Annotated in this window: 28 protein-coding genes; 4 read left to right on the forward strand and 24 right to left on the reverse strand. The window is 64.5% G+C overall.

From position 1 onward, the window contains the following. Window positions 1-44 precede the first annotated feature (44 nt). The 24 genes from AC0L20_RS34545 to motA form a co-directional block, all read right to left on the reverse strand. Window positions 45-626 carry a transglycosylase SLT domain-containing protein gene (locus AC0L20_RS34545; RefSeq protein ID WP_473294928.1) on the reverse strand — a complete coding sequence of 194 codons (582 nt, stop codon included), beginning with the start codon at window positions 624-626 and terminating at the stop codon, window positions 45-47. Continuing rightward, window positions 577-1,917: a flagellar hook-length control protein FliK gene (locus tag AC0L20_RS34550; RefSeq protein WP_473294929.1), complete on the reverse strand. Its 1,341-nt coding sequence runs from the start codon at window positions 1,915-1,917 to the stop codon at window positions 577-579. The genes AC0L20_RS34545 and AC0L20_RS34550 overlap by 50 nt, the downstream gene beginning before the upstream one ends. After that, window positions 1,914-3,116 (reverse strand): chemotaxis protein, encoded by a 1,203-nt coding sequence (locus tag AC0L20_RS34555; RefSeq protein WP_473294930.1) that lies wholly within the window; start codon window positions 3,114-3,116, stop codon window positions 1,914-1,916. The genes AC0L20_RS34550 and AC0L20_RS34555 overlap by 4 nt, the downstream gene beginning before the upstream one ends. Then, complete coding sequence (locus tag AC0L20_RS34560; RefSeq protein ID WP_473294931.1) at window positions 3,113-4,444, reverse strand: MotB family protein; 1,332 nt, start codon at window positions 4,442-4,444, stop codon at window positions 3,113-3,115. The genes AC0L20_RS34555 and AC0L20_RS34560 overlap by 4 nt, the downstream gene beginning before the upstream one ends. 6 nt (window positions 4,445-4,450) lie before the next feature. Then, complete coding sequence (locus AC0L20_RS34565; protein ID WP_473294932.1) at window positions 4,451-5,152, reverse strand: hypothetical protein; 702 nt, start codon at window positions 5,150-5,152, stop codon at window positions 4,451-4,453. Next, a complete protein-coding gene (gene fliF, locus AC0L20_RS34570) occupies window positions 5,149-6,780 on the reverse strand; it encodes a flagellar basal-body MS-ring/collar protein FliF (protein WP_473294933.1) in 1,632 nt (543 codons plus the stop codon). The genes AC0L20_RS34565 and fliF overlap by 4 nt, the downstream gene beginning before the upstream one ends. A gap of 304 nt (window positions 6,781-7,084) precedes the next feature. After that, window positions 7,085-7,999 carry a flagellin N-terminal helical domain-containing protein gene (locus AC0L20_RS34575; RefSeq protein WP_456768218.1) on the reverse strand — a complete coding sequence of 305 codons (915 nt, stop codon included), beginning with the start codon at window positions 7,997-7,999 and terminating at the stop codon, window positions 7,085-7,087. Window positions 8,000-8,267: 268 nt separating this feature from the next. After that, window positions 8,268-9,176: a flagellin N-terminal helical domain-containing protein gene (locus AC0L20_RS34580; protein WP_027570484.1), complete on the reverse strand. Its 909-nt coding sequence runs from the start codon at window positions 9,174-9,176 to the stop codon at window positions 8,268-8,270. Window positions 9,177-9,439: 263 nt separating this feature from the next. Continuing rightward, window positions 9,440-10,180, reverse strand: coding sequence for a flagellar type III secretion system pore protein FliP (gene fliP, locus AC0L20_RS34585; RefSeq protein WP_247401331.1), 741 nt, complete (start codon window positions 10,178-10,180; stop codon window positions 9,440-9,442). Next, the gene (locus tag AC0L20_RS34590) at window positions 10,177-10,620 is read right to left on the reverse strand and encodes a flagellar basal body-associated FliL family protein (protein ID WP_456768217.1); all 444 of its coding nucleotides are present in this window, start codon (window positions 10,618-10,620) and stop codon (window positions 10,177-10,179) included. The genes fliP and AC0L20_RS34590 overlap by 4 nt, the downstream gene beginning before the upstream one ends. 42 nt (window positions 10,621-10,662) lie before the next feature. Further along, window positions 10,663-11,358 (reverse strand): flagellar basal body L-ring protein FlgH, encoded by a 696-nt coding sequence (gene flgH / locus AC0L20_RS34595; protein WP_018453966.1) that lies wholly within the window; start codon window positions 11,356-11,358, stop codon window positions 10,663-10,665. Further along, window positions 11,359-12,117 (reverse strand): MotE family protein, encoded by a 759-nt coding sequence (locus AC0L20_RS34600; RefSeq protein ID WP_473294934.1) that lies wholly within the window; start codon window positions 12,115-12,117, stop codon window positions 11,359-11,361. It lies immediately after the preceding gene. A 64-nt stretch (window positions 12,118-12,181) separates the two neighbouring features. Then, entirely contained in the window at window positions 12,182-13,312 is a 1,131-nt protein-coding gene (gene flgI / locus AC0L20_RS34605; protein WP_456768215.1) for a flagellar basal body P-ring protein FlgI, read from the reverse strand. Continuing rightward, the gene (gene flgA / locus AC0L20_RS34610) at window positions 13,309-13,785 is read right to left on the reverse strand and encodes a flagellar basal body P-ring formation chaperone FlgA (protein WP_473294935.1); all 477 of its coding nucleotides are present in this window, start codon (window positions 13,783-13,785) and stop codon (window positions 13,309-13,311) included. Before flgA ends, flgI begins: the two co-directional genes overlap by 4 nt. Before the next feature lie 13 nt (window positions 13,786-13,798). Then, a complete protein-coding gene (flgG, locus tag AC0L20_RS34615) occupies window positions 13,799-14,587 on the reverse strand; it encodes a flagellar basal-body rod protein FlgG (RefSeq protein WP_007595892.1) in 789 nt (262 codons plus the stop codon). A 15-nt stretch (window positions 14,588-14,602) separates the two neighbouring features. Further along, window positions 14,603-14,932, reverse strand: a complete 330-nt coding sequence (gene fliE / locus AC0L20_RS34620) for a flagellar hook-basal body complex protein FliE (RefSeq protein WP_456768213.1) — start codon at window positions 14,930-14,932, stop codon at window positions 14,603-14,605. Window positions 14,933-14,934: 2 nt separating this feature from the next. Next, window positions 14,935-15,351, reverse strand: a complete 417-nt coding sequence (gene flgC, locus AC0L20_RS34625; protein WP_007595894.1) for a flagellar basal body rod protein FlgC — start codon at window positions 15,349-15,351, stop codon at window positions 14,935-14,937. A gap of 11 nt (window positions 15,352-15,362) precedes the next feature. Further along, window positions 15,363-15,743, reverse strand: coding sequence for a flagellar basal body rod protein FlgB (flgB, locus tag AC0L20_RS34630; RefSeq protein WP_473294936.1), 381 nt, complete (start codon window positions 15,741-15,743; stop codon window positions 15,363-15,365). Window positions 15,744-15,828: 85 nt separating this feature from the next. After that, window positions 15,829-16,914 carry a flagellar biosynthesis protein FlhB gene (gene flhB, locus AC0L20_RS34635; protein ID WP_247287743.1) on the reverse strand — a complete coding sequence of 362 codons (1,086 nt, stop codon included), beginning with the start codon at window positions 16,912-16,914 and terminating at the stop codon, window positions 15,829-15,831. Window positions 16,915-16,927: 13 nt separating this feature from the next. Beyond that, window positions 16,928-17,968, reverse strand: coding sequence for a flagellar motor switch protein FliG (locus AC0L20_RS34640; protein ID WP_027570476.1), 1,041 nt, complete (start codon window positions 17,966-17,968; stop codon window positions 16,928-16,930). A gap of 2 nt (window positions 17,969-17,970) precedes the next feature. Further along, complete coding sequence (fliN, locus tag AC0L20_RS34645) at window positions 17,971-18,351, reverse strand: flagellar motor switch protein FliN (RefSeq protein WP_027519864.1); 381 nt, start codon at window positions 18,349-18,351, stop codon at window positions 17,971-17,973. A 76-nt stretch (window positions 18,352-18,427) separates the two neighbouring features. After that, window positions 18,428-18,742: a hypothetical protein gene (locus tag AC0L20_RS34650; protein WP_018453958.1), complete on the reverse strand. Its 315-nt coding sequence runs from the start codon at window positions 18,740-18,742 to the stop codon at window positions 18,428-18,430. Then, window positions 18,723-19,661, reverse strand: a complete 939-nt coding sequence (locus AC0L20_RS34655) for a flagellar motor switch protein FliM (RefSeq protein ID WP_456768211.1) — start codon at window positions 19,659-19,661, stop codon at window positions 18,723-18,725. Before AC0L20_RS34655 ends, AC0L20_RS34650 begins: the two co-directional genes overlap by 20 nt. After that, window positions 19,658-20,557 carry a flagellar motor stator protein MotA gene (motA, locus tag AC0L20_RS34660; protein WP_456768210.1) on the reverse strand — a complete coding sequence of 300 codons (900 nt, stop codon included), beginning with the start codon at window positions 20,555-20,557 and terminating at the stop codon, window positions 19,658-19,660. The genes AC0L20_RS34655 and motA overlap by 4 nt, the downstream gene beginning before the upstream one ends. Window positions 20,558-20,699: 142 nt before the next feature. Between motA and AC0L20_RS34665 the strand changes: the two genes are divergently transcribed. The 4 genes from AC0L20_RS34665 to AC0L20_RS34680 all read left to right on the forward strand — a co-directional run bounded on the left by AC0L20_RS34665 (window position 20,700) and on the right by AC0L20_RS34680 (window position 25,076). Further along, complete coding sequence (locus AC0L20_RS34665) at window positions 20,700-21,488, forward strand: DUF1217 domain-containing protein (RefSeq protein ID WP_473294937.1); 789 nt, start codon at window positions 20,700-20,702, stop codon at window positions 21,486-21,488. Between the two features lie 3 nt (window positions 21,489-21,491). Beyond that, window positions 21,492-22,220 carry a flagellar basal-body rod protein FlgF gene (flgF, locus tag AC0L20_RS34670; RefSeq protein ID WP_007595915.1) on the forward strand — a complete coding sequence of 243 codons (729 nt, stop codon included), beginning with the start codon at window positions 21,492-21,494 and terminating at the stop codon, window positions 22,218-22,220. A gap of 36 nt (window positions 22,221-22,256) precedes the next feature. Then, on the forward strand, window positions 22,257-23,582 hold the full coding sequence (gene fliI / locus AC0L20_RS34675) for a flagellar protein export ATPase FliI (protein ID WP_018453953.1): 1,326 nt from the start codon (window positions 22,257-22,259) through the stop codon (window positions 23,580-23,582). Between the two features lie 858 nt (window positions 23,583-24,440). Further along, on the forward strand, window positions 24,441-25,076 hold the full coding sequence (locus tag AC0L20_RS34680; RefSeq protein WP_473294938.1) for a MarR family winged helix-turn-helix transcriptional regulator: 636 nt from the start codon (window positions 24,441-24,443) through the stop codon (window positions 25,074-25,076). Window positions 25,077-25,716: the final 640 nt, after the last annotated feature.

Genomic DNA, 25,716 nt, shown 5'->3' on the forward strand with positions numbered 1-25,716 from the left:
TTGCGCGGGGCTGATGGAAAGGGACCATGCACAACTTCATGTCGTCAGCCCGTCTTGGGCTGACAGAACGAGCGCGCCTTGTCGGTCCACGCGCCGAAGCCGCTCGAGACGAGATGCGCGACGATGTGGCAGACGTAGCGCTTCTGCGCCGGCTGGTTGTTGGGACCTGCATTGTAGCGGGCGACTGCCATGGTCCAGCTACCCTCGCGCTGCTTCAGCTCCTTCAGGAACCGCGCGGCGTAGTCGACATTCCCGGCGGGATCGAACATCGCCCGGACCGAGGCAAATTTGTCGCCGTGATAGTAATGGTTGATCTGCATGCAGCCGAGGTCGATCAGCTTCATCCCCCTAGCTCGCATGGCTTCGAAGTTGGCGATCGCGTCGTTCATGTCCTTGGCGAATACGGTCTGTCCGTCGGCGCCGAGCGCGTAAGGATAAAGCGCGCCGCGCCGCCCCGTCTCGGTCAGGCCGACCGCGTAGAGAATGCCGAGCGGAATTCCGTGCTGCTGGGACGCACGCGCCATCTCGCGCTCGCACGGACGCGAATTGTCGGTCGCAGCAGTCGCGGCGCCGGCGTTACAGATAAACAGGGCCGCGACGAATCTGCGGCCCCACGTCCTGGTCATGACGCGTCTCCTGGTTGGACGGGCGCTCTTGTCGGGCCTGCTTCGCGCCGCCGTCGGCTTGTCCCGACGAATTGCTGGTACCGTCGAACGTGCCTTGCGACTGCGACGAGGGCTGTTGCTGGCCCGAAAGCTGCGGCTGCGACTGGCCGGAGCCGCTCTGGAATCCATCCAGCGAGCCGTGCTGGACGGGCGCGATGTCGGCGACGTAGCCCGCCGACTGCATCAGGTCGCGGATCGAGTCGCGCTGCTGATCCAGCATCTGGCTCGTGTCCTTGCGCGCGGCGGCAAGGTGGACGGACACCTCGTTGCCGACCAGACGAAGGCGCACGGTGACATTGCCGAGCGCGGGCGGCTCGAGATTGATGGTCAGGATCTTGAGCGGCTGATCGGGCGCATTGGCTTGGGACGCGGCAAGATCCGCAGCTGCGGACGCCGTCGGTGCCGGAGCTTCTTTCAGCTCGGCGACAACGGCGTTGGCAACCTGCTGCGGAGCGTTGAACTGCGCCGGCGGCAGATGGGTCTCCTGCTGGACCACGGTGACCTTGGTCGTCTCGGGCAATGCGTCCCGCGCCGAAGCCTTGGCGGCACGCTCGACATTGGCCGCGACGGCCTCGAAGCCGGGTGCCGTTGCCTTCAGCGACGGCTCACTGCCTTGTGGCGATATCGCCTGGTCGGCAGCCATCGCGTGCGACGCCGCGCTCTGCGAATGCGGGGTGGTTGGAGCCGCGGGAGATGCGGACTCGGCTGTCGTCGCCTTCGCCGTGCCCATGGCCTGAACGTCGCGCTTTGTCGTGGAAGACCGCTCGTCGCGCCCGGACGCATCCTTCTTGTCGCCGGTCGGTGCTTGCATCTGCGGCATCACGACCGGCGCCCCGGCGACGATCTCCTGCCCCATGATCCCGGCAATGCTCGATCGGCTCTGGACGTCGGCCTGCTCGGTAGGATCGAGGAATCCATGTTTCCCGGACGATTTCTCGGTGGATTTCTCGCTGGATCCGGGCTCTTCGGCTGCCGCGACACGGTCGTGCACCGTCTCGTCGTTGGCGTCGTCCTTCCCGCTCTGATGCGCCAGGCGCGTCCGCAGCGTTCCGGCTTTCACCGCCGTGTCGCCGCCCTCGTCGTTGAGCGCCCGCTTCGCGAGACTCGAGACGGTGTGCAGCAGATCGTTGAAGGAGGAGTCCGCCTGCGCTTTCGCTCCGGCGCTCTTGCCGGAGCGCGATGTGCCCCGCATGTTGAGGCTTTCGGCGAGACTCGAAAAGACCTGTCCGGAGGTTCCACTGAGCTTCGTCATGGACGGCGATCCCTGGTGAGAAGTTCGAGTTCCCCGAGTTGCTTCTGCGCGCGAGCAAGCGTTGCGGTCGACGACGCGAGATCGAGACGCGCCGGCGTGACCGGAGGCTTGTCGGCTGCGGCGGCGGATCCGGCAGCGAACGGCTTGCGAACGTCGAGTGCGAGCTGCACCGTTGCATTGAGAAAGGGAATGTCGCGCTCGGGCAGCTTCGACCGGTCGAGCGCCTTCAACTCGGCGAGACCGCCGTCATATTCGCCGGCGAGCGCCCGCGACACGCCGCGGAACAAATGCGCCCGCTCGCGCTCCGCCGAGGCATCGGCGCTGAGCACCAGGGCACGCTCGCCGGCAAGCCGGGTCACGGCCAGCCCTCCGCGCACCATCGCGGTCCGCGCAATCACGAGATAGAGCTTGAGGCGGCTCGCGCGGTCGATCTGCTCCAGCAGGGTGGTGATCCGCGCAAACCGGCGCTCGTCGAGCGCGAGGCTCGATTGCGTCAGACCCGTGGAAAAGCGCTGCCAAAAGTCTCCGGCATAGACCGAGTTGTGGTAGTGCCTGATATAGGCCAGCGTCAGGAACTCGAACTTGTCGAAATCCTCGGCTTGCCCGACCAGCAGGATCTCGCGCCGCAGCGCGGCCTCCTCCACCAATGTGCCCGGCAAGAGCAGGCGCGCGTCATCCAGACGCTCGATTGCAAGCGATGCCTCGGCGCGTGCGAACAGCGCGCCCTGGACCAGCGCGAGCTGCCCGCCCAGGCCCGCCGGAACCGTCCGCGGCTTGACGTCCTTGAGCAGTTCGCGCGCTTCGTCCTGACGACCCTCGACATAGGCAAGCGCGCCATCGAACAGCCGTCCATCGACGTTCAGCTTGTCGCGCGGCAGCTTGCGGATGATTTGCGGCGCGCCGCCGCTGAGCAGGTAGATGACAGCGGCCTGGCCGTTCTGCGAATTACTCCACACGCCCGGATCGGCGGCGAGAAATTTTTCGCCGATCTGCCGGATCAATGCGCTGTGGCTGCCGTGCGCCGCGCTATCGCCGTTGGCGATGCCGTCCTGCACGGCCTGCAGCGCCCGAACGAGCTCGTATGGCTCGCCCGATGCCGATGCTGGCGGGGGCGGCATCGGTGCCGGCTCGGCGAATGCGCCTGCCGCCGTGAACGGCAGCAGCATCAGCAGCGCGGCGCGGAGAAGAGGCCTGATCAAGGACGCTTCTCCCGGACCATGATCTCGATCCGGCGATTCTGCGCGGCCGCCGGATCGTTTTGAAGTTTCGGCCGTCGATCGGCATAACCCTCGACATGCTCGATGCGCTGCGCATCGACGCCGGAGCGGACCAGCATGTAATAGGCCATCTGTGCACGGGCCGTCGACAGCCGCCAGTTGTCATAGGTCTCCGAACGGTACGGCCGATTGTCGGTGTGGCCGCGGACGATGATCACGCCGGGACGCTTCGTCAGCAGCGGGCCGATCTTGTCGATCACACGGATGAGTTCGGGCCGCGGCTCGGCAGAGCCGACCGCGAACATGCCGAAGTTGGCATCGTCGGTCAGGCTGATCAGCAGGCCTTCCTCAACCTGACGCACCTCGGCCACCGGTCCGGCGCCAGCCTTGACGTCCGACAGCGCGTCGGCGATCGCCGACTGAAGCTGCTTGACCGCTAGTTGCTGGGCCTGAGCCGTGTCGCGCGGCTCGGATTCCTTCGCCGTGTCGTTAGGACGCGGCTGCGCGGCGGCATTGGCTTGATTACCAGCCTGGGCGCCCGGCTGCGCGCTCCCTTCGCGTGAGGCCTGCGATGGCGCGGGCCCCGGCGGCAGCAGAGGCGACAGGCTTGCTGACGGCGCGTCGGCATTCGGAGCCACGCTTCCGCCGGCATCGTCCTGCCTGGCTCGGCGCGCCTGCGGCTCGCCCTCGCCTGTGCCCGACGCAGTGTCGCGCGCGGACGCATTCGGCTTGGGCTCGGGCTTGGGCTCGACGATGCGATCGGCATCCTTGGGTGCCTGCGGCGCAAGCTTCCAATAACCGGGATCGAACGGATCGCGGTAGGCGTCGCCTCCCTTGAGGCCATCCTCTTCGGCGGACGTCAGAGCGCCGGCGCGCCGCTGGCCCGAGGCCTGGTTCGCGCTGCTGGCGATCTCGGCGAGCGTCGTATAGGGATCGCGGAACAGGACCTTCTCCTCGTAGAAGGGCGGCTTCTCGGCCGTCGGAGAGTCACCGCGACGTTCCTCGCTCGGTCCTCCCGGCTGGCGCCTGCCGTCCTGGCCGTCGAACGACGACGGCTCCTTCTTGGAGAGATCCTTCAGCCCCTTCGGGGCAGGTGCGTTCTCCGCGAGCTTGATCGGATTGAAATAGCTCGCGACCACCTGCTTCTGATCCTGGTTGAGCGCATTGATCAGCCACATCACCAGGAAGAACGCCATCATCGCGGTCATGAAGTCCGCATAGGCGATCTTCCAGACGCCGCCGTGCGGCTTCTCGTCGTCGAAGGCGCTCCGCCGGCGGATGATGACGAGCTCTGACTTGACCTCATTCATGACGGACTACCGGCGCGCCTCTTTCAGGCGCTCGCTCCAGGCCGTGATCTGCGTCTCGATCACGGTCTGGTCGGCTACGACGCGAACCTCGAAAGTATCGGCGGCCTCATACTCGATGCCGGTTCGCCGCGCCGTCCCGAGCTGCGTCCTCACCAGGTCGAGCAGTTCGCTGGGACCGGTGACCTTGAACACCGGCACCGGCGAATTGCCGGTCAGCGCCGCAATCTGCTCGACCAGCGATCCGATCGCCTTGTCGCGGACCGCGTCGGCGAGGAACGGCAGTAATATCCGCGCAACGGAGCTCGCAATATTGGTCTCGATTTCGCGGCAAGCCGTCTCGAAGCCGCTGACGACTGCCACCGCCTGCTGGTCGGACCACTTGGCCCGCTCTTCACCGAGCCGGATCGCGCTGCGCACGCGTTCCTCGGCGATCCTGGACTCGCCTTCTGCGACGCCGGCCGCATGCCCGCGCCGAAAGGCATCGTCCAGGAGATTGGCCGCCGGGGCTTCCGCCTTCGGCGCCGGAGGCGGCGGCTGAAGCTGCGGCTGCGATTGCGGTTGCGAATGGGTCTGGGGCTGCGGCTCGCGCCGGGCTTCCTTCGGCCTCGTCAGCACATCCTGGATTTTGGGCGGCGGTGGAGGCGGAGGCGATTTGACCCGCCCGTTCGCGTCGAATTGCGTCAGGAGCTTTCCGATTGCCGCGTTCATGCCGCCTCCTCGCGTCGCATCCAGTCTTTAAGGATCGCTGCCGCCTGCATCTGATCGAGACGGACGATCTGCTCCAGCCGCTTCTGTGGCGTTCGCTGCATCTTGCCTTCGAGATCTTCGACCAGGTTGAGCTCGGCCTCTTCGCTGTCCGCCAATGCAAGGGCGCCTGCGGCTGACTCGAGCTGGGCGGCTTCCGCGGCCTCGGTCTGCTCCTGCGCCGCGCGATGGGTCAAAATGCCGTTGACCGCAGGACGAAGTCCGAACCACACCAGCATCGAAGCTACGGCCAGGATCGTGACTGCGTTGATGACGCTGCCGAGCTGCTTGTTGATCATCTCGACGAAGCTGATCGGCGGCACCGGCGCCAGTTCGCGCGAGCCTTCGATGAAATCGACGGCCGTCACCTGGATCTGGTCGCCGCGCGCCTTGTCCAGCCCCCCGGCCGTGGCCGCGAGTTGGCTGATCTCGGCGAGCTTGCTGTCGACGATGGCCTGGTTGCTCTTGTCGCCGAGGTCGGCAATGAGCCGCCCGCGGTTCACCAGCACGGCAATGAACAGCTTCTTCACCGAATAGCCGTCGCTCACCGTCGTCGTGGTCTTGGACGAGACCTCGAAATTGGTGACGTCCTCGCGGCGAGTCTTGTCTTCGCTGGAATTCTTGGTGCCGCCGGCGTTCACCTGCTGGTCGGGAAGATTTTGCTGCACCGTGGTCGGCTGCGAACGGTCCGCGTTCTGTGACTTCTCGTTCTCGCGGACGTTCCGGACCGAGCGTTCGGCGCGGCTTTCGGGATCGTAGACGGTCTCGTTGATCTGCCGCTTGTCGGTGGAGAGCTGCGATGCAACGCTCACTTCGAAATTGTCGAGGCCCAGATACGGCGTCAGCGCCTTGCGGATGTTCTCCTGCACCATTCCGCCGACCGTTTTCTGCAGGCTCGCCATCTTGGTCGGAGCAGCAGTTGCCTCGTCCTCTTCGGCAAGCAGCATCGAACCGTCGGCGTCCAGCACCGTGACCTTGTCGCGGCTCATGCCCGGAATGGCCGCCGCGACGAGATGACGGATCGACTGCGCCGTGCGCGCCTCGATCGCGCCGTCGGTACGTAGCACGACCGATGCCGAAGGCGGCTGCTGCGTCGCGCGGAACGAGCCGCGCACCGGCATCACGATATGCACCCGCGCCGCCTTCACGCCCTTCATCAACTGCACCGTGCGCGCGATCTCGCCTTCGAGTGCCCGGAGCTTGGTGACCTCCTGCATGAACGAGGTCAAACCGAGCGAGCCGATCTTGTCGAACAGCTCGTAGCCGGAATTGGCGCTGGTCGGCAGCCCCTTCTCGGCGAGCAGCATCCGCGCCTGCATGGTCTGGCTCGGACGCACCGAGACCGCGTCGCCGGCGGTGTTGACGTCGAAGGTGATGTTTTGCTCGCGCAGCGCGGCACCCATGCGCGTCACGTCTTCGCGGGAAAGGCCGGTATAGAGCGTTTCGAATTCAGGCCGGCTCAGATAATAGGCGCCGCCCACGACGGTGACGAGAACGGCGAAACCGATCAATCCCAAGGCCATCAGGCGTCGCGGCCCAAGCTCCAGCAGATTATTGAGCAGTTGCTGTATCTGCGCACGACTGAACAGCATGTGACCTCATACCAATGCGAACGTAGAGGACACTCTGCTGCCAACCTTGTCTGAAGGTTGCGCGAGACCACGAATGTGTCGGTTCGCCGGCGAGGCGTTGCAATTTTACAAGAGACTGAGTGACGCAATTGCGCGCGTCGGCGACAACCGGACGGACGGTCGCATCGCGGTGCGATCGGCGACGGCGTCTTGCCTGGAATGTGGCGTCAGGAAATCGCTGTGGGCACGTCGTGTGCCGTCGGTTCCGCCGTTCACCGCGGAGACCGTGCTCCCTGAGGAGCACGGTCGTTTTCGAAGCCACGGCTTAGCGGAACAGCGACAGGATGCTCTGGCTGTTCTGGTTGGCGATCGAGAGCGCCTGAACGCCGAGCTGCTGCTGGGTCTGGAGCGCCTGAAGGCGGGTCGATTCCGCGTTCATGTCGGCGTCGACGAGCTGGCCGATACCGCGGTCCACGGAGTCCATCAGGGTCTTGACGAATTCCGTGTTGGTCGCGAGTCGGTTCTTGACGGCACCGAGATTGGCGGCGGCCGACGCCACCGAGTTGATCCCGGCGGTGACCTGCGCGATGTAGCCATCGAGCGTGGTCTGGTCAGCGGCCGAGTCGGTCAGCACGGAGATGCTCATCGTGTTGATCGACGGAGAGGTCGAACCGGCCGTGTCGAGAATGCCGGTCTGCGTCGAGGTGTAGAGCGAGTAGTTCGCGGTCGTCACGGTGATGGAGCCGATGGTGGGCGTACCGCCGACACGCGAGTACGACGACACCAGGTTGAACGTCGTCGGCGTGGTGCCGGTCGTCGTGCTCAACCAGTTGATACCGTTGAAGGTCGCCGAGCTGGCCTTGAGCTTCATGTCCTGCTGGATCTGGGTGATGTCAGCCTGGATCTTGGTGCGATCGATACCAGCGGTCTTGGCTTCGACCAGCAGCGCCTGGAGCTTGGTCAGGCCGGAGTCCTTGTCGCCGATGACCGAGGTCAGAGCGGTATATTCGGTGTCGACCGTCGCAGCCGACAGACCGAGCGAGTCGGAGACCGCGGAAAGCGCGGCGTTGTCGGAGCGCATCGACGTCGCGATCGACCAATAGGCAGCGTTGTCTGAGGCGGTCGAGACGCGCATTCCGGTCGAGATCCGGTTCTGCGTGGTCGCGAGCTGCGAGCTGACGTTGCGAAGGGTCTGCAGCGCGGTCATTGCAGACGAGTTGGTGAGGAGGCTAGAACCCATTTTGATGTCCCTTTGGAGATTGAATTAAATTTGGGGACATACCGGACTTACACCGGTACGGCAGGGCGGCGTCATGCCTTTGGGCTGCGCAAAAGCGTCAAGGCCCAACCTGTCGTAACGGCGACGATAGCCCGCGAAGCTTGTGCGGAGCTTGTGGCTCTGTGTCTTTGCCGCAACAAGGCGGCCGAAATTGCGGCGCGCGACGTCACGCCAAAACAAAAGGGCCGCGCTTCGCAAGAAGCGCGGCCCTTCCCAGATGGTTCGGGGTTTAGCGGAACAGCGACAAGATGCTCTGGCTGCTGTTGTTGGCGATCGAGAGCGCCTGCACGCCGAGCTGCTGCTGGACCTGGAGGGCCGACAGGCGGGTGGACTCCTGGTTCATGTCGGCGTCGACGAGCTGACCGATACCGCGGTCCACGGAGTCCATCAGCGACTTCACGAAGTCCGTGTTGGTCGATAGCCGGTTCTTGACGGCACCGAGATTGGCGGCGGCCGAGGCCACCGAGTTGATGCCAGCGGTGACCTGCGCGATGTAGCCGTCGAGCGTGGTCTGGTCAGCCGCCGAGTCGGTCAACGCGGAGATGCTCATCGTGTTGATCGATGGGGCCGTCGAACCGGCCGTGTCGAGAATGCCGGTCTGCGTCGAGGTGTAGAGCGAGTAATTGGCGGTCGTCACGGTGATGGAGCCGATGGTGGGCGTACCGCCGACACGCGAGTACGACGACACCAGGCTGAAGGTCGTCGGCGTCGTGGCGGACGTGCTCAACCAGTTGATGCCGTTGAAGGTCGCGGCACTGGCTGTCGCCTTCATCTGCTGCTGGATCTGGGTGACGTCGGCCTGGATCTTGCTGCGGTCGATACCGGCGGTCTTGGCTTCGACCAGCAGGGACTGGAGCTTGGTCAGGCCGGAGTCCTTGTCGCCGATGACCGTGGTCAGAGCGGTATATTCGGTGTCGACAGTCGCGGCGGACAGACCGAGCGAGTCGGAGACCGCCGAGAGCGCGGCGTTGTCGGCGCGCATCGAGGTCGCGATCGACCAGTAGGCAGCGTTGTCCGAAGCGGTCGAGACGCGCTGGCCGGTGGAGATGCGGGTCTGCGTGGTGGAGAGCTGCGAGCTCACAGACCGCAAGGTCTGGAGTGCGGTCATGGCGGTCGAGTTCGTAAGCAGGCTTGACATTGCGAATGTCCCTTTATGTACGCGTTACTTTTCACGAGGGGACATACCGGGCTTTCACCGGTACGGAGGGGCGGCATCATGCCTTTGGACTGATGTGGGTGGGGTCCAACCCGCCGTGACGCATTGCTAGCACGCCGAATCTTGCGCGCGGATTAAGATCGGCTTGAATTGCGCTGTAAAATCAGATGGTTAACAGTACCTATTGCTAACCATAGGCCGGTACTTCTCGCTAACCATAACGCTCCCTCTGGCGCTCGTTGCCATTACGAGAACGACCGCACCAGCCCGGAGGCGAGCAGGTTCCAGCCGTCGATCAGCACGAAGAACAGCATCTTGAACGGCAGTGCGAGGATCGTCGGCGGCATCATCATCATGCCCATCGACATGGTCAGCGTCGCCACGATCATGTCGATGACGAGGAACGGCAGGATGATGAGAAATCCGATCTCGAACGAACGCCTGAGCTCGGAAATCATGAAGGCCGGAATGATGACGCGCATGTCGACGCGCTTGTCGTCGAACTTCCTGCGGAAGCTCTCCGCGGCGAGCGATTCGAAGGTCTGCAGATCCTTGTCGCGAACATGAGCCAGCATGAATTCGCGGAACGGATCGGTGATCTTCAGATAGGCCTCTTCCTCCGAGATCTCGTTCTTCATCAGCGGCTGGATGCCGGTTTCCCAGGCGCGGTCGAAGGTCGGCGCCATCACGTAGAAGGTCATGAACAGCGCGAGGCTGATCAGCACCAGATTGGCCGGCGTGGTCTGGAGGCCGAGACCGGCCCGCAGGAACGACAGCGCCACCGCAAATCGCGTGAAGCTCGTTACCATGATGAGCAATCCCGGCGCTACCGACAGCACCGTGATCACCGCCATCAACTGGATGATCCGGCCGCTGGTCGAGCCGTTGCCCGGTGGCAGCAGCGAATTGAGGTCCGGAATCTGGGCCAGTGCCACTTCGGGCAGCACGACCAGGAGCAACGCAAGCAGCAGGAGTCTCAGTTTCACTGAATCACCAACGTCTCAATGATCAATTCGCGGATCTTGCCCGAGGAGCGGATATTGGCGCGTTCGGTCAGGTCCTCGCGCAGGTGCTGAAGCCCGCGCGATCCCTCGAACTGCGCCACCGTCGCCGACCTTAGATAGGTGACGATGTCCTCGCTGATATGGGCCGCCAGGATGCCGGCATCCTCGTCGCTCATGCTGTCGGTCACCATGGAGGCTTCGATGCGGGCCCAGTTGTTGGCCGGCGCGCCGAGATTGGTCACGATCGGCGACAGCTTCCTGAGCCGCGCGCTGCCGGCGTAGCTCGAGGCAAGAGGCGGCGGCGTGGCGGTTTTCTTCGCATCGGCGACGCGCTCGGCGGCCGCAAACAGATGCAGGCCGGCAAGCGCGCCCGCGCCGATCGCGATCAGGGTCAACACCACGATGGCCGCAATCAGGCGCATGACGTCCCCTGCCCTCGTGACGCGGCCCGACGGTCGCGCATCTCAGAACGGTGCCACGGCGTCATAGATCCGATGTCCCCATCCAGGCTGCTGCACGTCCGAGAGATTTCCCCGACCGCCGTATGCCACGCGCGCCTCGGCGATCTTCTCGTAGGAGATCGTGTTGGTTCGCGAGATATCGCGTGGACGCACGATGCCGCCGACGTTGAGCACGCGCATTTCCGTATTGACCTTGAACTCCTGCGAGCCGCTGATCATCATATTTCCGTTCGGCAACACGTCGGTTACGATGGCTGCGATCGACAGTTTGATATCCTCTGTGCGGTCGATCTGTCCGTTGCCCTTGATCTGGGTGTTGGTGTTGAGGTTGGCGCTCGTCGAGCCCTTGTCCTGCCATCCCGCGACGTCCATCAACCAGTCGAGCCCGAACTTGATCTGCGAATCGCGCGAGCGACCCGTCTTGTTGTCGAGCTTGGCCTTGTCCTGCATCGAGATGATCACCGTCACGACGTCGCCAACGCGCCGGGCGCGGGGATCGCGGTAGAGGTCGGTGCCGTCGTCCCAGGTCGAGCGATAGCTGACGGGCGAGTGCATGCGGGGCGTCACGGGAATCGGATCGGCCTGCGTCCTCAGGCCGCTCCCGACCGGCGACAATCGCGGGCCAGTCAGGACCTCGGCCGGATCAGTGACGCATCCGGCAAGCGACAACAGCGAGAGGATGAGGATCAGATTCTTCATCTATTTGGTCTTTCCGTCATCCACGCGACGCATCCCGCCGAGCAGATCGGCGAGGTGCGCCGCGCGCCCCGTCTCCATCTCATTGAAGATTGCGCTCGAGCTCCTCGGGCTGAGCTTTGCGAGCACGGCCGCAGCCGTCTCGTCCGCCATCCCGGCGATCTGGGTTGCGGCGGCGTCCGGCTTCATGCGCGAGTAGATCTCGACGACGCTCGCTTCGGCCTTCTTCAGGAAGTCGTCGCGCAACGCCATCCACTTCTCATATTCCGCGCGCTTGGCCTCAACCTCGGCGATCCGCTCGCGAAGCTGGTTCTCGGCCTTCTCCAGCTCCTTGAGCTGCCAGGCCAGCCTTGCATCGACGGCGGGGTCGGCGACATTGCTGCAGAACAGGGCGATCTCGTTGTCCGCGGTTGCAGCGGCCTGGGGCGGCACCGGCTTCGGCGGCGCCGTGACGCTGCCGGGCTTGGCCGGTCGCGGCGCGGCTGTGGGTGCCGGCGCGGGCTTCTCGGAGGCCGGCACGGCACCCGTGGTCGCGGGTCCCGAATCTTCGGCTGCCCACGCCGTCGCCCGCAACGATGCATTGTCGCTCGGGATCGATGAGATCGGCTTCTGCGGGCCAGGCGCGCGGGCGCGCGCGAAGGACAGCAGGTTGAGCGGCTTCGACGGCTTGGCCTCATCCAGCGCCAGAACGGGCGAAGCGCTCGCGAGCGCGGAGGCCGCGACCAGGAGGAGGAGTTTGGCTTTATGATCCAGCTTCAACATCGGTCCGCGTGCGATTCTCGGTCGAGAGAGCATTGAGCGACCAAGCTTGCACGGCGCTTACGCGTCATTGCACGATGACATCCGCCTGGAGGGCGCCGGCCGTCTTGATCGCCTGGAGGATCGCGATGATGCCGGATGGTTTCAGGCCGATCTGGTTCAGGCCGCGCACCAGGCGCTGGAGATCGACGCCGCTCAGGATCGCCACCTGCGATCCGGCCTCGTTGGCCTCGACCACGGTCTGGGGCACGACCACCGTCTGCCCTTTCGAGAAGGGCGCCGGTTGCGACACCACGGGAAGCTCGGTGACGCGGACCGTCAGATTGCCGTGCGTCACGGCAACGGTCGATATCCGTACGTCGCGTCCGATCACCACCGTGCCGGTACGCTCGTTGATCACCACCCGCGCCGGCGTATCCGGCTCGACCGTCAGCTCGCCGATTTCGGCGAGAAAGCGGACCGGTCCGATGTGGCGCGGCTTCGACAGCACGATGGTGCGGTAGTCACGCTCGAAGGCGATCTGCGCGCGGTAGCGTCCGCCCGCGTAGCGATTGATGGCGTCGAGGATTCGCGTTGCGGTGACGAAGTCGGGGTTCTTGAGCTCCAGCACAAGATACTCCATCTCATGGAGACTACCCTGCACCTCGCGCTCGACCAGAGCGCCATTCGGGATGCGGCCCGCGGTCGGCGTGCCCTGGCTGACGTTCTGGGCCTGGCCTCCGACGCTGTAACCGGCGACCGTGACCGCGCCTTGCGCCACTGCATAGACCGCGCCGTCCGCCGCGCGCAGCGACGTCATCACCAGGGTGCCGCCGAGCAGCGAAGTCGCATCGCCGAGCGACGACACGGTCACGTCCATGCGCTCGCCGGCACCGATCGAGGGCTGCAGGTCCGCGGTCACCATCACGGCCGCGACGTTGCGCGTGCGCAGCGTCGTCGGCCGCGGCGGATTGTTGGTGCTGGTGGTCTCGTTCCTGACATTGATGCCCATGTTCTCGAGCATCGATTGCAGGGACTGCTCCGTGAACGGCGCGTTGCGGAGCGTGTCGCCGGTGCCGTTCAGGCCGATGACGAGGCCGTAGCCGACGATCTGGTTCTCGCGCAATCCCTTGATGTCCGCGATGTCCTTGATACGGACGGCGGCCTGGGCGCTGACGGCGGAAACGAGCAGGACGAGCGCGAGCAGGACTCTGGTCATGACCCGTCCACGACCTTGACGGTGCCGTCCGGCTGGACGACGGCCCTGATGATCACGCCCGTATCGGTGTTTCGTATCGGGATGAGCGCGCCGGGCGCGCCCGACTGCATCGCTGCGCCGTAGGTCACGATCGACAGGCCGCTGTCCTCGACCACGACCTTGACCATCGCGCCGCGGGCGACCGTCCAGGGATCCTCCACCGAGTTGGTCGGGATCGGCTGGCCGGGCAGCAGCGCGCGGCGCGCCATGCGGCCGACCAGAACCTGGCGTCCTTCGATGAACATGGCGACGCCGAGCACGTTCGGCGCGAAGGCACGCTCGGTGATCATGTCGTCCCGGATCAGCTCGCCGGCGCGGATCGAGACGGCCGGCACGGGGAGCCGCTTCTCCTCGGCCGCGGCGAGACGCGCCGAGGCGAGAACCAGCAGCACGGCGGCCAACCCGCGCATGATCGAGCCCATCCTGTTCAACATGGATACACCGGAACTAGCGCATGCCCTTCGAGACCGTCTGGGCCATTTCATCCGAGGCCTGGATGACCTTGGCATTCATTTCGTAGGCGCGCTGGGCGGAGATCAACTCGGTGATTTCCTTGACCGGGTCGACGTTCGAAGCTTCGAGATATTGCTGGTTGATCTTGCCGTAGCCGGAATCGCCCGGCAGCCCGACCACCGGCGTGCCGGACGCCGTGGTCTCGCGATAGAGATTGCTGCCCAGCGGTTCGAGGCCGGCCTCGTTGGCGAAATTGGCGAGATTGAGCTGGCCGATTTGCCTCGGGTTCACTTCCGTATCCAGCTTGGCAAACACCTGTCCGGTCTGGTTGACCGTGACCTGGACCGTTCCCTGCGGCACCGTGATGGCGGGATCCAGCAGATAGCCGTCGGTCGTGACGAGCTGGCTGTTGGCGTTGGTGTTGAACGAGCCCGCGCGGGTATACTGCACCTCGTTGTTCGGGCCGAGCACCTGAAACCAGCCGCGACCGTTGATCGCCATGTCGTAGGGATTGCCGGTCTGGGTGAGCGCGCCCTGGATATGCAGCTTGCGGATCGCCGCCGACTTGACGCCGAGGCCGAGATTGGCGCCTTCCGGGATCGGCGACGAGCCGCTGGTGTTGGCAACCCCCTGCATGCGGTCCATCTGGTAGAACAGATCGGTGAATTCGGCACGCGCCCGCTTGTACGAGGTCGAGTTGATGTTGGCGATGTTGTTGGCGATGACTTCGATGTTGGTCTGCTGGGCGTTCATGCCCGTGGCCGCGATGGCAAGCGATTTCACAGCGTCACTCCTTGATCAGATCGACATCCGAACGACTTCTTGGTAGGCCTGCACGACCTTGTCGCGAACTGCGACCGCCGTCTGCAAGGCCTGCTCGGCCGACATCAGCGCTTCCACGACGCGCCGCGTCGATTCTTTGCCCTGCATCGCCGAGACCGAGGCGGCCTCGCCCGCCTTCAGCGTCCCGATCGCGTCCGTCGTCACTTGCTTCATGACCGATTCGAATCCGACGTCGCCGCCGGACTGGATCGCGGGCGTCGCCGTCGACGAGATGGCCTGCGCCTCGGTCGCGCGGCTCGCCGCCTGCGCAGTTGAGATCGCGGTCGATGAAATTGCCTCAAGCATTGTCAGCTCCTCAGCAGGTCGATGGTCATGCCCAGCATCGACCTCACCTGTTTCACGACCTGCAGATTGGCTTCATAGGAGCGGTTGACTTCCCGCATGTCCGCCATCTCGATCATCATGTTGACGTTCGGCAGCTTGACGTAGCCGGCCTTGTCGGCGGCGGGATGCCCCGGCTCGTACTCAACGCGGTACGGCGTGGTGTCGACCCCGATTTCCTTGACCTTCGCCAGCTGAGCGCCCGAGGCGCGGTCCATCGCGGCATCGAAGGTGATCGTCTTGCGTTGATAGGGATCGGCGCCGGCGGCGCGCCCCGTCGACGTCGCGTTGGCGAGGTTCTCCGAGACGATGCGCATGCGCGTCGACTGCGCTTCGAGCCCGGAGCTCGCGACCGTCAACGAGGATTGCAATGAGTCCAGCATGTCAGTTCACCTCAGGTCTTCGCGCTCGACAGCAGCATCCGGTGAAACGACCGCACGATAGCCGAGTTCATCGAGTAGTCGCGACTGACGTCGCTGCCCTTGATCATTTCCTGCTCGAGACTGACGGAGTTGCCGGAGTGAACCACGTCCCAGCTGTCCTTCTTCGCGGTCGCCCGGGTGTCGCTCTCGGCAGCAGAGAGCTGCATGTGCGATGGCGCGGTCGTCGCGAGCCTCACCGGCGTGCTGTCGAGCACCTTGTTGAAGGGCTCGACGTCGCGAGCCTTGAAGCCCGGCGTGTTGGCGTTGGCGACGTTGGTTGCGATCGTCGATTGGCGGAGCTCGAGGTATCGCGCCTGCGACGATGCGAGTTCGAAGAGATAGAGCGGTCCCACGGCAGCACCATTCTGGTTCAGACGGTGTAACCTTAGGGTCGCAAGCTTTCGTCAGGCTGATGGAAGGGACGCCGTCCTCGGAATTCTACTGGACCTTCTCGGACCGCGGCGTCTGCTTGGACTGCAGGAAATAGATGATCTCGGCGACCGGCCGGAAGAACTCCGCCGGAATCACCTGGTCGACCTGAACCGCCTCGTAGAGCGCGCGCGCCAGCGCCTTGTTCTCAATCACCGGAATCCGGTTCTGCTCGGCGACTTCGCGGATCTTCAGCGCGATCACGTCCATGCCCTTCGCCACGACGATCGGTGCCGGATTTTCCTCGCGATTGTAGCGCAGCGCGATCGCGAAGTGCGTGGGGTTCGCGATCACCAGCGTCGCCCGCGATGCGGAAGCGATCATGCGCTGGCGCGAGCGGTCGCGCGCCAGCGAGCGCAGGCGCGCCTTGATCAGCGGATCGCCTTCGGCCTGCTTGTGCTCGTCCTTGATCTCCTGCCGCGTCATGCGCAGCTCGCGCCGCCAGTGGAAGCGCGCCCAGGCGAGATCGACCGCGACCAGGACGATGGTCGCGATGCAGATCGCCGAGACGATTCGCATGGCGATGTTGAGAATCATTTCCGGCAGCGCGACCGGGTCGGTGTACATCGCCTCGAACGCCTTCGCTTCCGACGAGCGCAGCACGAACGCGACGACGACGGTGACCGCGGCGAGCTTGAACAGCGACTTGGCGAACTCGACGAGGCCCTGCGATCCAAACAGCCGGCTCCAGCCGCTGAGCGGAGAGATTCGCGACAGGTCCGGCGTGATGCGCTGGAGCACCAGGCTGGGAGCATTTTGCAACAGCGAGGCGGCCAGCCCGAACGCCGCCAGGGTGACGACCAGCGGCGTCAGGAACCGGAGTGCCTGAAGCCCGACCACGATGAGGAGGTTCTGGGCGTCGGCCCCGGTGCTGAGAGGGAAGCCGTCGGGATCATCGAGAAAGCCCGTCAGCATCGGCGTCAATTGCTGAACGCCCTGGCCGATCAGGAACGCCTGGATCACCATCAGCGCGGCCATCGAGGCGAAGATGGAAGCCTCCCGAGAGACCGGGATTTTGCCCTGTTCGAGCGCATCGCGGACTTTTTTCTCGGTCGGCTCTTCTGTCTTGCTCTCCTGATCGGTTGTTTCTGCCATGCCCGTTCAGCGGTCAGCGGAAGACCAGCTCATCCTCCTGCTCGGGGTTGAGCTCGATTTCGCCCTTTTCCGCGAGATCGAGCGCGAGGTCGGTGATCACGCGCCGCGCCTCCAGCACGTCGCGCTGGTTCGACGGTTCGCCGATGGCGAGTTCGTGCTCGACGACCCGGCGGACGCGCGAGGCGACCGAGGACAGGATCATCTCGCGGAAGTGCTTGTCGGTGCCCTTCAGCGCGATGACGATGCGATCGGTCGGCACCTGGTCGAAGATCATGGTGCGCGCCTTCGGCGTCAGGTTGGTCACGTCGTCGAAGGTGAAGAGCAGCTCCTTCAGCACTTCGGCCGACTTCGGCCGCTTCTCCGACAGGCTCTTCAGCATGTCCTCGATGTGTCCGCGCTCCATCTTGTTGATGATGTCGGCGACGCGGGCATAGGTGTCCGCGCCGAGATTGCGGGCGAAGTTCAGCGTCAAATCCTCATGCAGCGTCTTCTCGAGGACCCTCATGGCGTCGTCGACGATCGGTTTGAGGCTGAGCACGCGCCGCATCAGCTCGTTGCGCAGGCTCGACGGCAGCTGGCTCATGACCTTGGCGGCGCAGGACGGCTTGACCTTGGACAGGATGAGCGCCGCGGTCTGCGGATGCTCCTTGGAGAGGTAGCTTGCCAGCGAGTTTTCCGACACCGACGAGACGCGGTCCCACACGGACCGGCTCGAATTGCCGAGCAGGTCCGACATGATGGCCGAGACCTGGTCGGCCGGAAGCACGTCGCCGAGCACGGCTTCCAGGCCACCGAGGGTGCCGAGAATGTTGGCGCCCATCGAGAATTGCTGGGCGAACTCCTCGACGATCGCTTCCAGTTCCTGCGCCGTGATCGGCCGCAGCTCGGCCGCAGCCTTTGTAACGGTGCGGATATCCTGCGGCTCGAACTGCGCGAGCACGCTGGCGGCCGCCTGCCGGCCCATGGCGAGCAGGAGTGCCGCGACCTTCTCCGTTCCGCCCAGCGTGGCGACGCCTCGCTGCTTGATGGGAGCCATGCCGACCTGTGCCGCCATGGTCAGGTATCACCCTGTCCCAACGGCCCGACAATTTCGGTGAGCGAGACGCCGAAGCGGGAATTGTCTTCTTCGACCACGACCACCTCGCCGCGGGCGACGACGCGGCCATTGACGACGACATCGACGGGCTCGCCGACCCGGTGGTCGAGCGGAACCACTGCGCCGCGGCCGAGCTTCATCAGATTTGCCACCGGAATGGTCGCCGATCCCAGCACCACCTGCATGGTCACGGGAATGCGCAGGATGGCATCGACATTGGCGAACTTGCCGGTCTCCTCCGCGGTGCGCGCGGCGATCTCCGCCAACCGCTCCAGCGGAGATGTTTCGGTATGCCCCTCGTCGGCCGCCGATGCTGACTCATAGTCGAAGGATTGCGCCATCTGGTATCGCCTCTTGGTAGTTCCGCTCCCGGAGCGCCGTGACGTTCCGATCGTATTTATTCCGCCGGCTTCGGCTTTAATGCTTGTTCACGTCGGCGCCGCCCGCGGTCGCCGCGGATGCGAGCCCGCTCCTCGCATCAAGCGCCGCGATCGCCTCGTGGGCCTGATCAATCTTCGTGCTCAGCACGTTGGCGAGCCGTCCGAGATTTGCGGTGGAATCATGCGCCGCGGTGATGACCGTGTCGAAGGCGCCCGCCGTCTCCTGGACGATGGTCGAGAACTCGCCCTGGTAGCTGCGCAACCGCGCCAGCTCGCGATGCATCCGGGTCACCCGCATGCTGGTGAAGGCGAGCGCGATCAGCAGCACGGCATCAACGAGATAGGATATCATCGACGAACTCCCGTTTCTGATCGACGGGATCTGCCACCTGCATGGCGTAATAGCCATCAAGCTGGCCGATCTGACACCAGAACAGCACCTGGTTGTTGCTCTCGAGTCGAGCCAGCGTGCGCGGCGTGGCTTCGAGCTCCAGCACCTGTCCGACCTGGAACTTCACGACGTCGCCGAGCGAAATCATCTTTTCGTCCAGCACGGCGCTCAGCGTCACCTCGGTGCGGTGAACCTCGGTCTCCATCTGCTCGCGCCAGCGCGGATCGGCCGCGCGGCCGTCGCTGACGACGACGGTCGCTAGCTTCTGCCTCAGCGGGTTGAGCGCGGAGTGCGGAATGATGAGGAACATCTGGCCGCCGCGGTAGAGTGCCTGCAGCATGATGTTTGCGCAGATCGACATGTTGCCGCTCCGCCCGATCGCCAGCGACGCCATGGCGGTCTCGACCCGCTCGACGCGGAAGGTGACGTTGGAGGTGCCGGCGAAGGAGGATTGCAGCGCCTTGGCGAACCGCTCGAAAAGCGCCTGGACCAGGCGGATCTCGATGTTCGAGAAGCTGCGCTCGACGTCGAGCGGCGGTTCGGCGCCATCGGAGCCGAACATCGCCTCGACCATCGTGAACACGAAGTCGCGGTCCAGCATGATGATGATGCGGGAGTCCCACTGCTCGGCATAGAGCACGGCCGCAACCGCGTTGGCCTCGTAGTCCTTGATGATGTCGCCGACACGATCGTTGGTGATGCCGTTGACCGAGAAATAGCATGGCGTTCCGGCTATCGGCTGCAGGCTGTCCGTGCACGATGCCGCCATGCGATCGAAGATCACATTGAGCATCGGCATGCGCTCGATCGAGATGCCGGCGGCGTCCAGCAGATAGTTCGGCAGCGGCTTGCGCTGATCGACGTCGAGGGCTTCCATCATGATGCGCGCGCAGCCTTCGGTTCGACCTCGGCCACGACAGCCTTGGGTCCCGCGATCGTCTCGTTCTCGACGACGTCGATCGAGGGCCGCTCGGGGCTCGCGATCATCTTGCGGCCGTGCTCGACGGCGATCTGCGGCATGGCGCCGTTCATGAACGCCAGCAGCGTCTGCTTGACGATGATGTAGGGCCGGCAACGCTTCTCGCGCGTCATCTTCACCTTCATCGCGAAGGGCGAAATGATGCCGTAGGACAGGAAAATGCCGGCGAAGGTGCCGACGAGGGCGGCGCCGATGAAGCCGCCCAGCAGCTTCGGCGACTGGTCGAGCGCGCCCATGGCCTTGATGACGCCGAGCACCGCGGCGACGATGCCGAGCGCGGGCAGCGCTTCCGAGACCACCACCAGCGCATGGTAGGGCGCCAGCTTGCTCTTCACGATGGTGTGGATCTCCTCGTCCATCAGCGCTTCGATCTCGTGCGTTCGCGCGTTACCCATGATGATGAGGCGGACGTAGTCGCAGATGAACTGGAGCAGCGACGGATCTCCGAGCACGCTCGGGAACGCCTTGAAGATCTCGGAGGACGCGGGATCGTCGATATGCGCCTCGACCTCGTTGCGGCCCTTGCCCCGCAGCTCCCGCATCAGCGCGTGCAGCGCGCCGAGCAGATCGAGATAGTAGCGTTGACCGGGCACCGCCCCCGTCACTGCCTGCACGCAGGCAAGCCCGGTGTCCGCGACCGTCTTCCAGGGATTGGCCATGATGAAGGTGCCGGCCGCGGTGCCCATGATGATCACGAACTCCCACGGCTGCATCAGCACGCCCAGATGCCCGCCCATGGCGGCAAATCCGCCCAGCAGTGCCGCTACCGTGATGACGATCCCCACGAAACTGCCCAACGCGCCGCTCCATCACCGATCCCATCGGGAATATCTAGTCGGCGAGCCTTGCGCGAGGCTGGCTTCCCCCTCGCCAGCCTCGCGCAAGCGATTCACTGCAGCTTGGGACGACGTCGCGAAAGCGGCCAGAGGGGCGCGGGTCATGCTATCCACCATCGCGGACTACACCAGACTGACCAAGGACATGGGCAAGTCGCTGACGCAGGTCGCGACGCAGCCGGACGTCAGCCGCGACACCGATTATTTCCTCAGCCACATCGGCAAAGTGAAGACCATCGACGACTTCCTGAAGGACTATCGCCTCTATTCCTACGCGATGAAGGCATATGGCCTCAGCGACATGGCCTACGCCAAGGCGTTCATGCGCAAGGTGCTGACCGAGGGTATCGCCGACAACAAGACCTTCGCCAACAAGCTGACCGACACCCGCTACCGGCAATTCGCCGCCGCGTTCAATTTCGCCGCCCTCGGCGACAAGGCGACCCAAACCGCCGCGGCCACGACCGGCACGGCGACCCAATACGTCACGCAGACGATGGAGGAGAAGGCCGGCGACCAGAACGAGGGCCTGCGGCTGGCGCTCTATTTCACGCGCAAGGCTTCCACGATCACCAATTCCTACCAGATCCTCGCGGACAAGGCGATGACGCAAGTGGTCCAGACGGCGCTCGGCCTGCCGTCGACGATCAGCTCGGCTGATATCGATGCCCAGGCCAAGATGATCACGAGCAAGATCAAGCTCACCGATTTCCAGGATCCGGCCAAGGTCACCAAGTTCGTGCAGCGCTTCGCGGCGATGTGGGATGCGACCCAGGCCCAGAGCGACACCTCGACCAACCCGGCGCTGGTCCTGATCGGCGGCGCCGCACCGTCGATCGGCATGGATACCAACGTGCTCACGACACTTCAGAACATCAAGTTCAACAGGTAAGTCATGCAATCGGCCCTCTATGTAGGATTGTCGGCGCAGGTCGCCCTCGAAAAACGCCTCCAGACGATCGCCAACAACGTCGCCAACGTCAACACGGCGGCGTTCCGCACCGACGTGGTGAAGTTCGAGACGGTGTTGTCCAAGGCGGGCGCGAACCCGGTCGCCTTCTCCTCGCCCGGCGACAACATCATCTCGCGCGAAATGGGTAGCATCACCGAGAGCGGCAACCCGCTCGACGTCGCCGTGGTCGGACAGGGCTGGATCGCCTTCGCCGGTCCGAACGGCACGGTCTATACGCGCGACGGCCGACTCCAGATCGCCGCCAACGGCGACCTTCAGACCGTGTCCGGCTTCCCCGTTATCGATTCCGGTGGCGCCCAGATCACCCTCGATCCGAACGGCGGGCCGGTCTCGATCGCGCGCAGCGGCGCGATCACCCAGGATAACAACGAGATCGGCACCATCGGCCTGTTCAACATTCCCGCCGACGCCAATCTCGACCGCTACGGCAATTCGGGCGTCACGCCGAACCGGCCTGCGACCGCCATCGCCGACTTCTCCCGCGACGGCTTCAAGCAGGGCTATGTCGAGGGCTCGGGCGCCAATCCGATGATGGAATTGACGAAGCTGATCGCGGCCTCGCGCGCCTTCGACGGCACCAATTCGATGATCGAGGGCACCGAGAGCTCGCTCCAGAACGCAATCCGGACGCTGGGCGAACCCGGCAAATAGACTGCGCCCCGCGCGCAATGAGGTTGGACGGTTTCCTTGAACGCTCTTCGGCAACTTGAGTGGGCGCTGCTGGAGCTTCAGCAGAGCACTCCCCTGGCAAGCGTCAGCGGCGCGATCTCCGAGATCGCGTCGACGCATTTCCGTGTCTCCGGCCTGTCGCGCTTCGTCAGGCTCGGCGAACTGATCGGCGTCAACTCCGGCGGCAAGCCCCAGATCGGCGAGGTGGTGCGGATCGACAGCGAAGGCATCATCGCCAAGCCGTTCGACCGGCAGTTCGCCGGCGGCCTCGGCTCGGTCGCCTACCGGATGCCTCCTTTGTCCTTCGCGCCAGATCCGAGCTGGAAGGGCCGCGTCATCAACGCGCTGGGGGCGCCGCTGGACGGACAGGGCCCTCTCACCCCCGGGTCGCGTCCGGTCTCGGCCGAGGCGGAGGCGCCTTCTGCCATGAAGCGCGCGCGGGTCCACAAGCCGCTGCGCACCGGCGTACGCGTCATCGACCTGTTCGCCCCGATCTGTGCCGGCCAGCGCGTCGGCATCTTTGCCGGTTCCGGCGTCGGTAAATCGACGCTGCTTGCGATGCTCGCCCGCAGTCAGGGTTTTGACACCGTCGTGCTGGCCCTGGTCGGCGAGCGCGGCCGCGAGGTGCGCGAGTTCATCGAGGACGTGCTGGGCGCCGATCGTCACCGCGCCGTCACAATCGTGTCGACGGGAGACGAGAGCCCGATGATGCGGCGACTGGCGCCGAAGACGGCCATGGCGGTCGCCGAATATTTCCGAGACCGGGGCGAATCGGTCCTGCTCATGGTCGATTCGATCACCCGGTTCGCCCACGCCGCCCGTGAAGTCGCGCTCGCCGCCGGTGAGCCCGCGGTCGCGCGCGGCTACGCACCCACCGTCTTCACCGATCTGCCGCGCCTTCTGGAGCGCGCCGGACCCGGCGAGGAGGGGTCAGGGACGATCACCGGGATTTTCTCCGTGCTGGTGGACGGCGACGATCACAACGAGCCGATCGCCGATACCATCCGCAGCACACTCGATGGGCACATCGTGCTCTCCAGGCACATCGCGGACCAGGCACGTTACCCGGCGGTGGACGTTCTGGGTTCGGTCTCCCGCCTCGCCCATAACGTCTGGGACCCCGAAGAGCGCGAATTGGTGAGCAAGCTGCGCGCCATGATCGCCAAATACGAGGACACGCGCGACCTTCGCCTGATGGGCGGATACCAGGCGGGACGTGATTCGGGTCTCGACCAGGCGGTCGACATGGTTCCGAGAATCTACGGCGCGATGCGGCAGGACGCCTCGGCTCCGCCAAGTGCCGATCCGTTCCGCGAGCTGCGGGACATGCTCAAGGGCGACTAGCAAGTCTCAGATTGAGTCGGCGCGCGAGGCGCCACGCGATCGAACCTTGCTCGTTGTTTTCGACAGGCGATTGCGCATGCCGCCACGCTTACGGCGCATGCGCCTGCGCCTGCGCGGCCGTCTCCAGTTTCCGCCGCGATCTTCTCCACCGTTCGGGTGAGGCAGCCGCGCCGAATGCGACTGAACGGCGATTCGTTGATCCGGTCGGAACAACCGCCGCGTGCAATTCCTGTGAGTTCCCCCGGACAATTCTTGGCAGAACGCACAAGTTGTGGATGACATGTCGACGCACATCCTCGTCCTGCACAGGCTTCGATCAACTTGCATCAACCACAGCCAACAACGGGCCGTGCAATAAAACTGTCGTATAGTCGCGTACATGTTGCTCGTGGGACAGGATATTGCGTTCACCATCATGTGTCCCGAAGAGCGAGATTGTCTTGAACGTTACATTCGCCTGCGACGACATCCAGTCTCCGCGAGGGTCTCTACTTGATTTTGTTGAGAAGCTCATTCATCGTTTCGTCGAAGATAAGAAACGTCTGCGTGTGACTTGAACCTTAGGGGCTTCGGTTGAACTACTCCGATCCATCGTCTGCTGGCGACGGCTATTCGGGCTCCCGTGCGACGACGCCGCGAATGGCATACCATCAGCAACACCGCTTCCCGCGCCATAGCTTGCATTGCCCATCGGTCCGGGTCGGGCGCCGGGCAGTCCGTGCCTTCATGCGAGAGAAGAGCACGGGGCATGTGTCGGACATTGCCGGTGGTCCGGCTTCTCGCAAACGACTCATGCGCGACAGCGGAAGGCGGCTCCGGGGCGCCGCAGACGTTATTCCCGGGGCAAGGTAGGAATTCATGCCATTGGCAAGAGAAGCCGTCGAGCTGCTGGTTCAGGCGGCGAGGGCTTGGTATTTCGAAGGCAATCAGCATGGGTTGCGCGACCGGGAATGGATGGCGCTGCGCTTTCTCGGCCGTGCCAACAGGTTTTCGCGCACGCCGTCCGCGCTCGCCGGCTTCATCGGCGCCACCAGGGCGACTGCATCGCAGATCGTGAAGACGCTGGAGGGCAAGTCCTTCCTGGTGCGAAAGCCGTCGCACGAAGACAAGCGTTCTGTCGTGCTGCACGTCACTGCGCAGGGCGAAAAGTGCCTGAACCAGCACGATCCGATCAATCACGTGCTGAACGCCGTCACCGCGCTCGGACCCGACGAGTGCGTCAGGCTGCGCGATTCGCTGCGCCAGATCCTCAATCACCTCGATGCGGCACATCAGCGGCTCGATGCCAGCATCTGCCGGGACTGCATGTTTCTCGCCGAACGCGGGCCGGGTACCGGCAAGGGTCGCGCAACGGCCGAATTCATGTGCCGACTGTATCGCGCGCCGGTTTCGCTGGAGGAGACCGAGCTGCTCTGCACCAGTTTCGAGCGCACCCGCGACCGTCCCAAGATCGAAGAGCATCTCGACCGCGCGCGCGTGGCGAACCAGGGGTGAGGCACGCGTCTTTCCGGGCGCGGATTCTGCGCTGAACTTGCGGAGTCTCTCATGTCCCCGGCTCTGCAGCGCACCGCAAGAGCGCTCCGCTGCGTCCGGGGCACGAGAGCGGCGTGTGGCGCACACTTTCTCAACCGTCATTGCGAGCGCAGCGAAGCAATCCAGGATCCCTCCGCGGTAAGACTCTGGATTGCTTCGCTGCGCTCGCAATGACGGAGCATGAGGTGGCATCGCCTTCCTCCAGTACAGACTCAACTTGAAGACACGCCTTCGCATTCTCGCGGCGCATTCGCCCGAGCTTTGCTCGGTCACTCCACCCTCTTGTCCAAGAGGGCGCAGGGAAGGCCGGGTGCCGGCTGGCACCCACGGTCTGCTGCGCGAGGATGTAGCGCAAGGAAACCGCACAGCAGCATACGGGTGTAGCCAATCACTCGGCCTTCCCTGCGCGATGGTTGGACGGCTTATGCCGTGCTCTCCCGGGAGCCGAGTTCCCTTTGGCCTCCCTCGCTCTCACAGAAGTCACCGACACCGCGCCGGTTGACGCGACTGCCGCATCCGCAAGAGCTTGACCGTAGCAACGACGGCCAGGACCACACGGTTTTGCCGTACGCACGGCCCGCCATTTCGCCGCAGTTTTTCC

It is taken from the genome of Bradyrhizobium sp. Kon58 (genome assembly GCF_055807455.1).

Bases quoted from the DNA above. Each gene is read 5' to 3' on its own strand.
- AC0L20_RS34545 (WP_473294928.1), bottom strand. From the start codon at position 626: ATGACCAGGACGTGGGGCCGCAGATTCGTCGCGGCCCTGTTTATCTGT.
- AC0L20_RS34550 (WP_473294929.1), bottom strand. From the start codon at position 1,917: ATGACGAAGCTCAGTGGAACCTCCGGACAGGTCTTTTCGAGTCTCGCC.
- AC0L20_RS34560 (WP_473294931.1), bottom strand. From the start codon at position 4,444: ATGAATGAGGTCAAGTCAGAGCTCGTCATCATCCGCCGGCGGAGCGCC.
- AC0L20_RS34565 (WP_473294932.1), bottom strand. From the start codon at position 5,152: ATGAACGCGGCAATCGGAAAGCTCCTGACGCAATTCGACGCGAACGGG.
- fliF (WP_473294933.1), bottom strand. From the start codon at position 6,780: ATGCTGTTCAGTCGTGCGCAGATACAGCAACTGCTCAATAATCTGCTG.
- AC0L20_RS34575 (WP_456768218.1), bottom strand. From the start codon at position 7,999: ATGGGTTCTAGCCTCCTCACCAACTCGTCTGCAATGACCGCGCTGCAG.
- AC0L20_RS34580 (WP_027570484.1), bottom strand. From the start codon at position 9,176: ATGTCAAGCCTGCTTACGAACTCGACCGCCATGACCGCACTCCAGACC.
- AC0L20_RS34590 (WP_456768217.1), bottom strand. From the start codon at position 10,620: ATGCGCCTGATTGCGGCCATCGTGGTGTTGACCCTGATCGCGATCGGC.
- flgH (WP_018453966.1), bottom strand. From the start codon at position 11,358: ATGAAGAATCTGATCCTCATCCTCTCGCTGTTGTCGCTTGCCGGATGC.
- AC0L20_RS34600 (WP_473294934.1), bottom strand. From the start codon at position 12,117: ATGTTGAAGCTGGATCATAAAGCCAAACTCCTCCTCCTGGTCGCGGCC.
- flgI (WP_456768215.1), bottom strand. From the start codon at position 13,312: ATGACCAGAGTCCTGCTCGCGCTCGTCCTGCTCGTTTCCGCCGTCAGC.
- flgA (WP_473294935.1), bottom strand. From the start codon at position 13,785: ATGTTGAACAGGATGGGCTCGATCATGCGCGGGTTGGCCGCCGTGCTG.
- fliE (WP_456768213.1), bottom strand. From the start codon at position 14,932: ATGCTTGAGGCAATTTCATCGACCGCGATCTCAACTGCGCAGGCGGCG.
- flgC (WP_007595894.1), bottom strand. From the start codon at position 15,351: ATGCTGGACTCATTGCAATCCTCGTTGACGGTCGCGAGCTCCGGGCTC.
- flhB (WP_247287743.1), bottom strand. From the start codon at position 16,914: ATGGCAGAAACAACCGATCAGGAGAGCAAGACAGAAGAGCCGACCGAG.
- AC0L20_RS34640 (WP_027570476.1), bottom strand. From the start codon at position 17,968: ATGGCGGCACAGGTCGGCATGGCTCCCATCAAGCAGCGAGGCGTCGCC.
- fliN (WP_027519864.1), bottom strand. From the start codon at position 18,351: ATGGCGCAATCCTTCGACTATGAGTCAGCATCGGCGGCCGACGAGGGG.
- AC0L20_RS34650 (WP_018453958.1), bottom strand. From the start codon at position 18,742: ATGATATCCTATCTCGTTGATGCCGTGCTGCTGATCGCGCTCGCCTTC.
- AC0L20_RS34655 (WP_456768211.1), bottom strand. From the start codon at position 19,661: ATGATGGAAGCCCTCGACGTCGATCAGCGCAAGCCGCTGCCGAACTAT.
- AC0L20_RS34665 (WP_473294937.1), top strand. From the start codon at position 20,700: ATGCTATCCACCATCGCGGACTACACCAGACTGACCAAGGACATGGGC.
- flgF (WP_007595915.1), top strand. From the start codon at position 21,492: ATGCAATCGGCCCTCTATGTAGGATTGTCGGCGCAGGTCGCCCTCGAA.
- AC0L20_RS34680 (WP_473294938.1), top strand. From the start codon at position 24,441: ATGCCATTGGCAAGAGAAGCCGTCGAGCTGCTGGTTCAGGCGGCGAGG.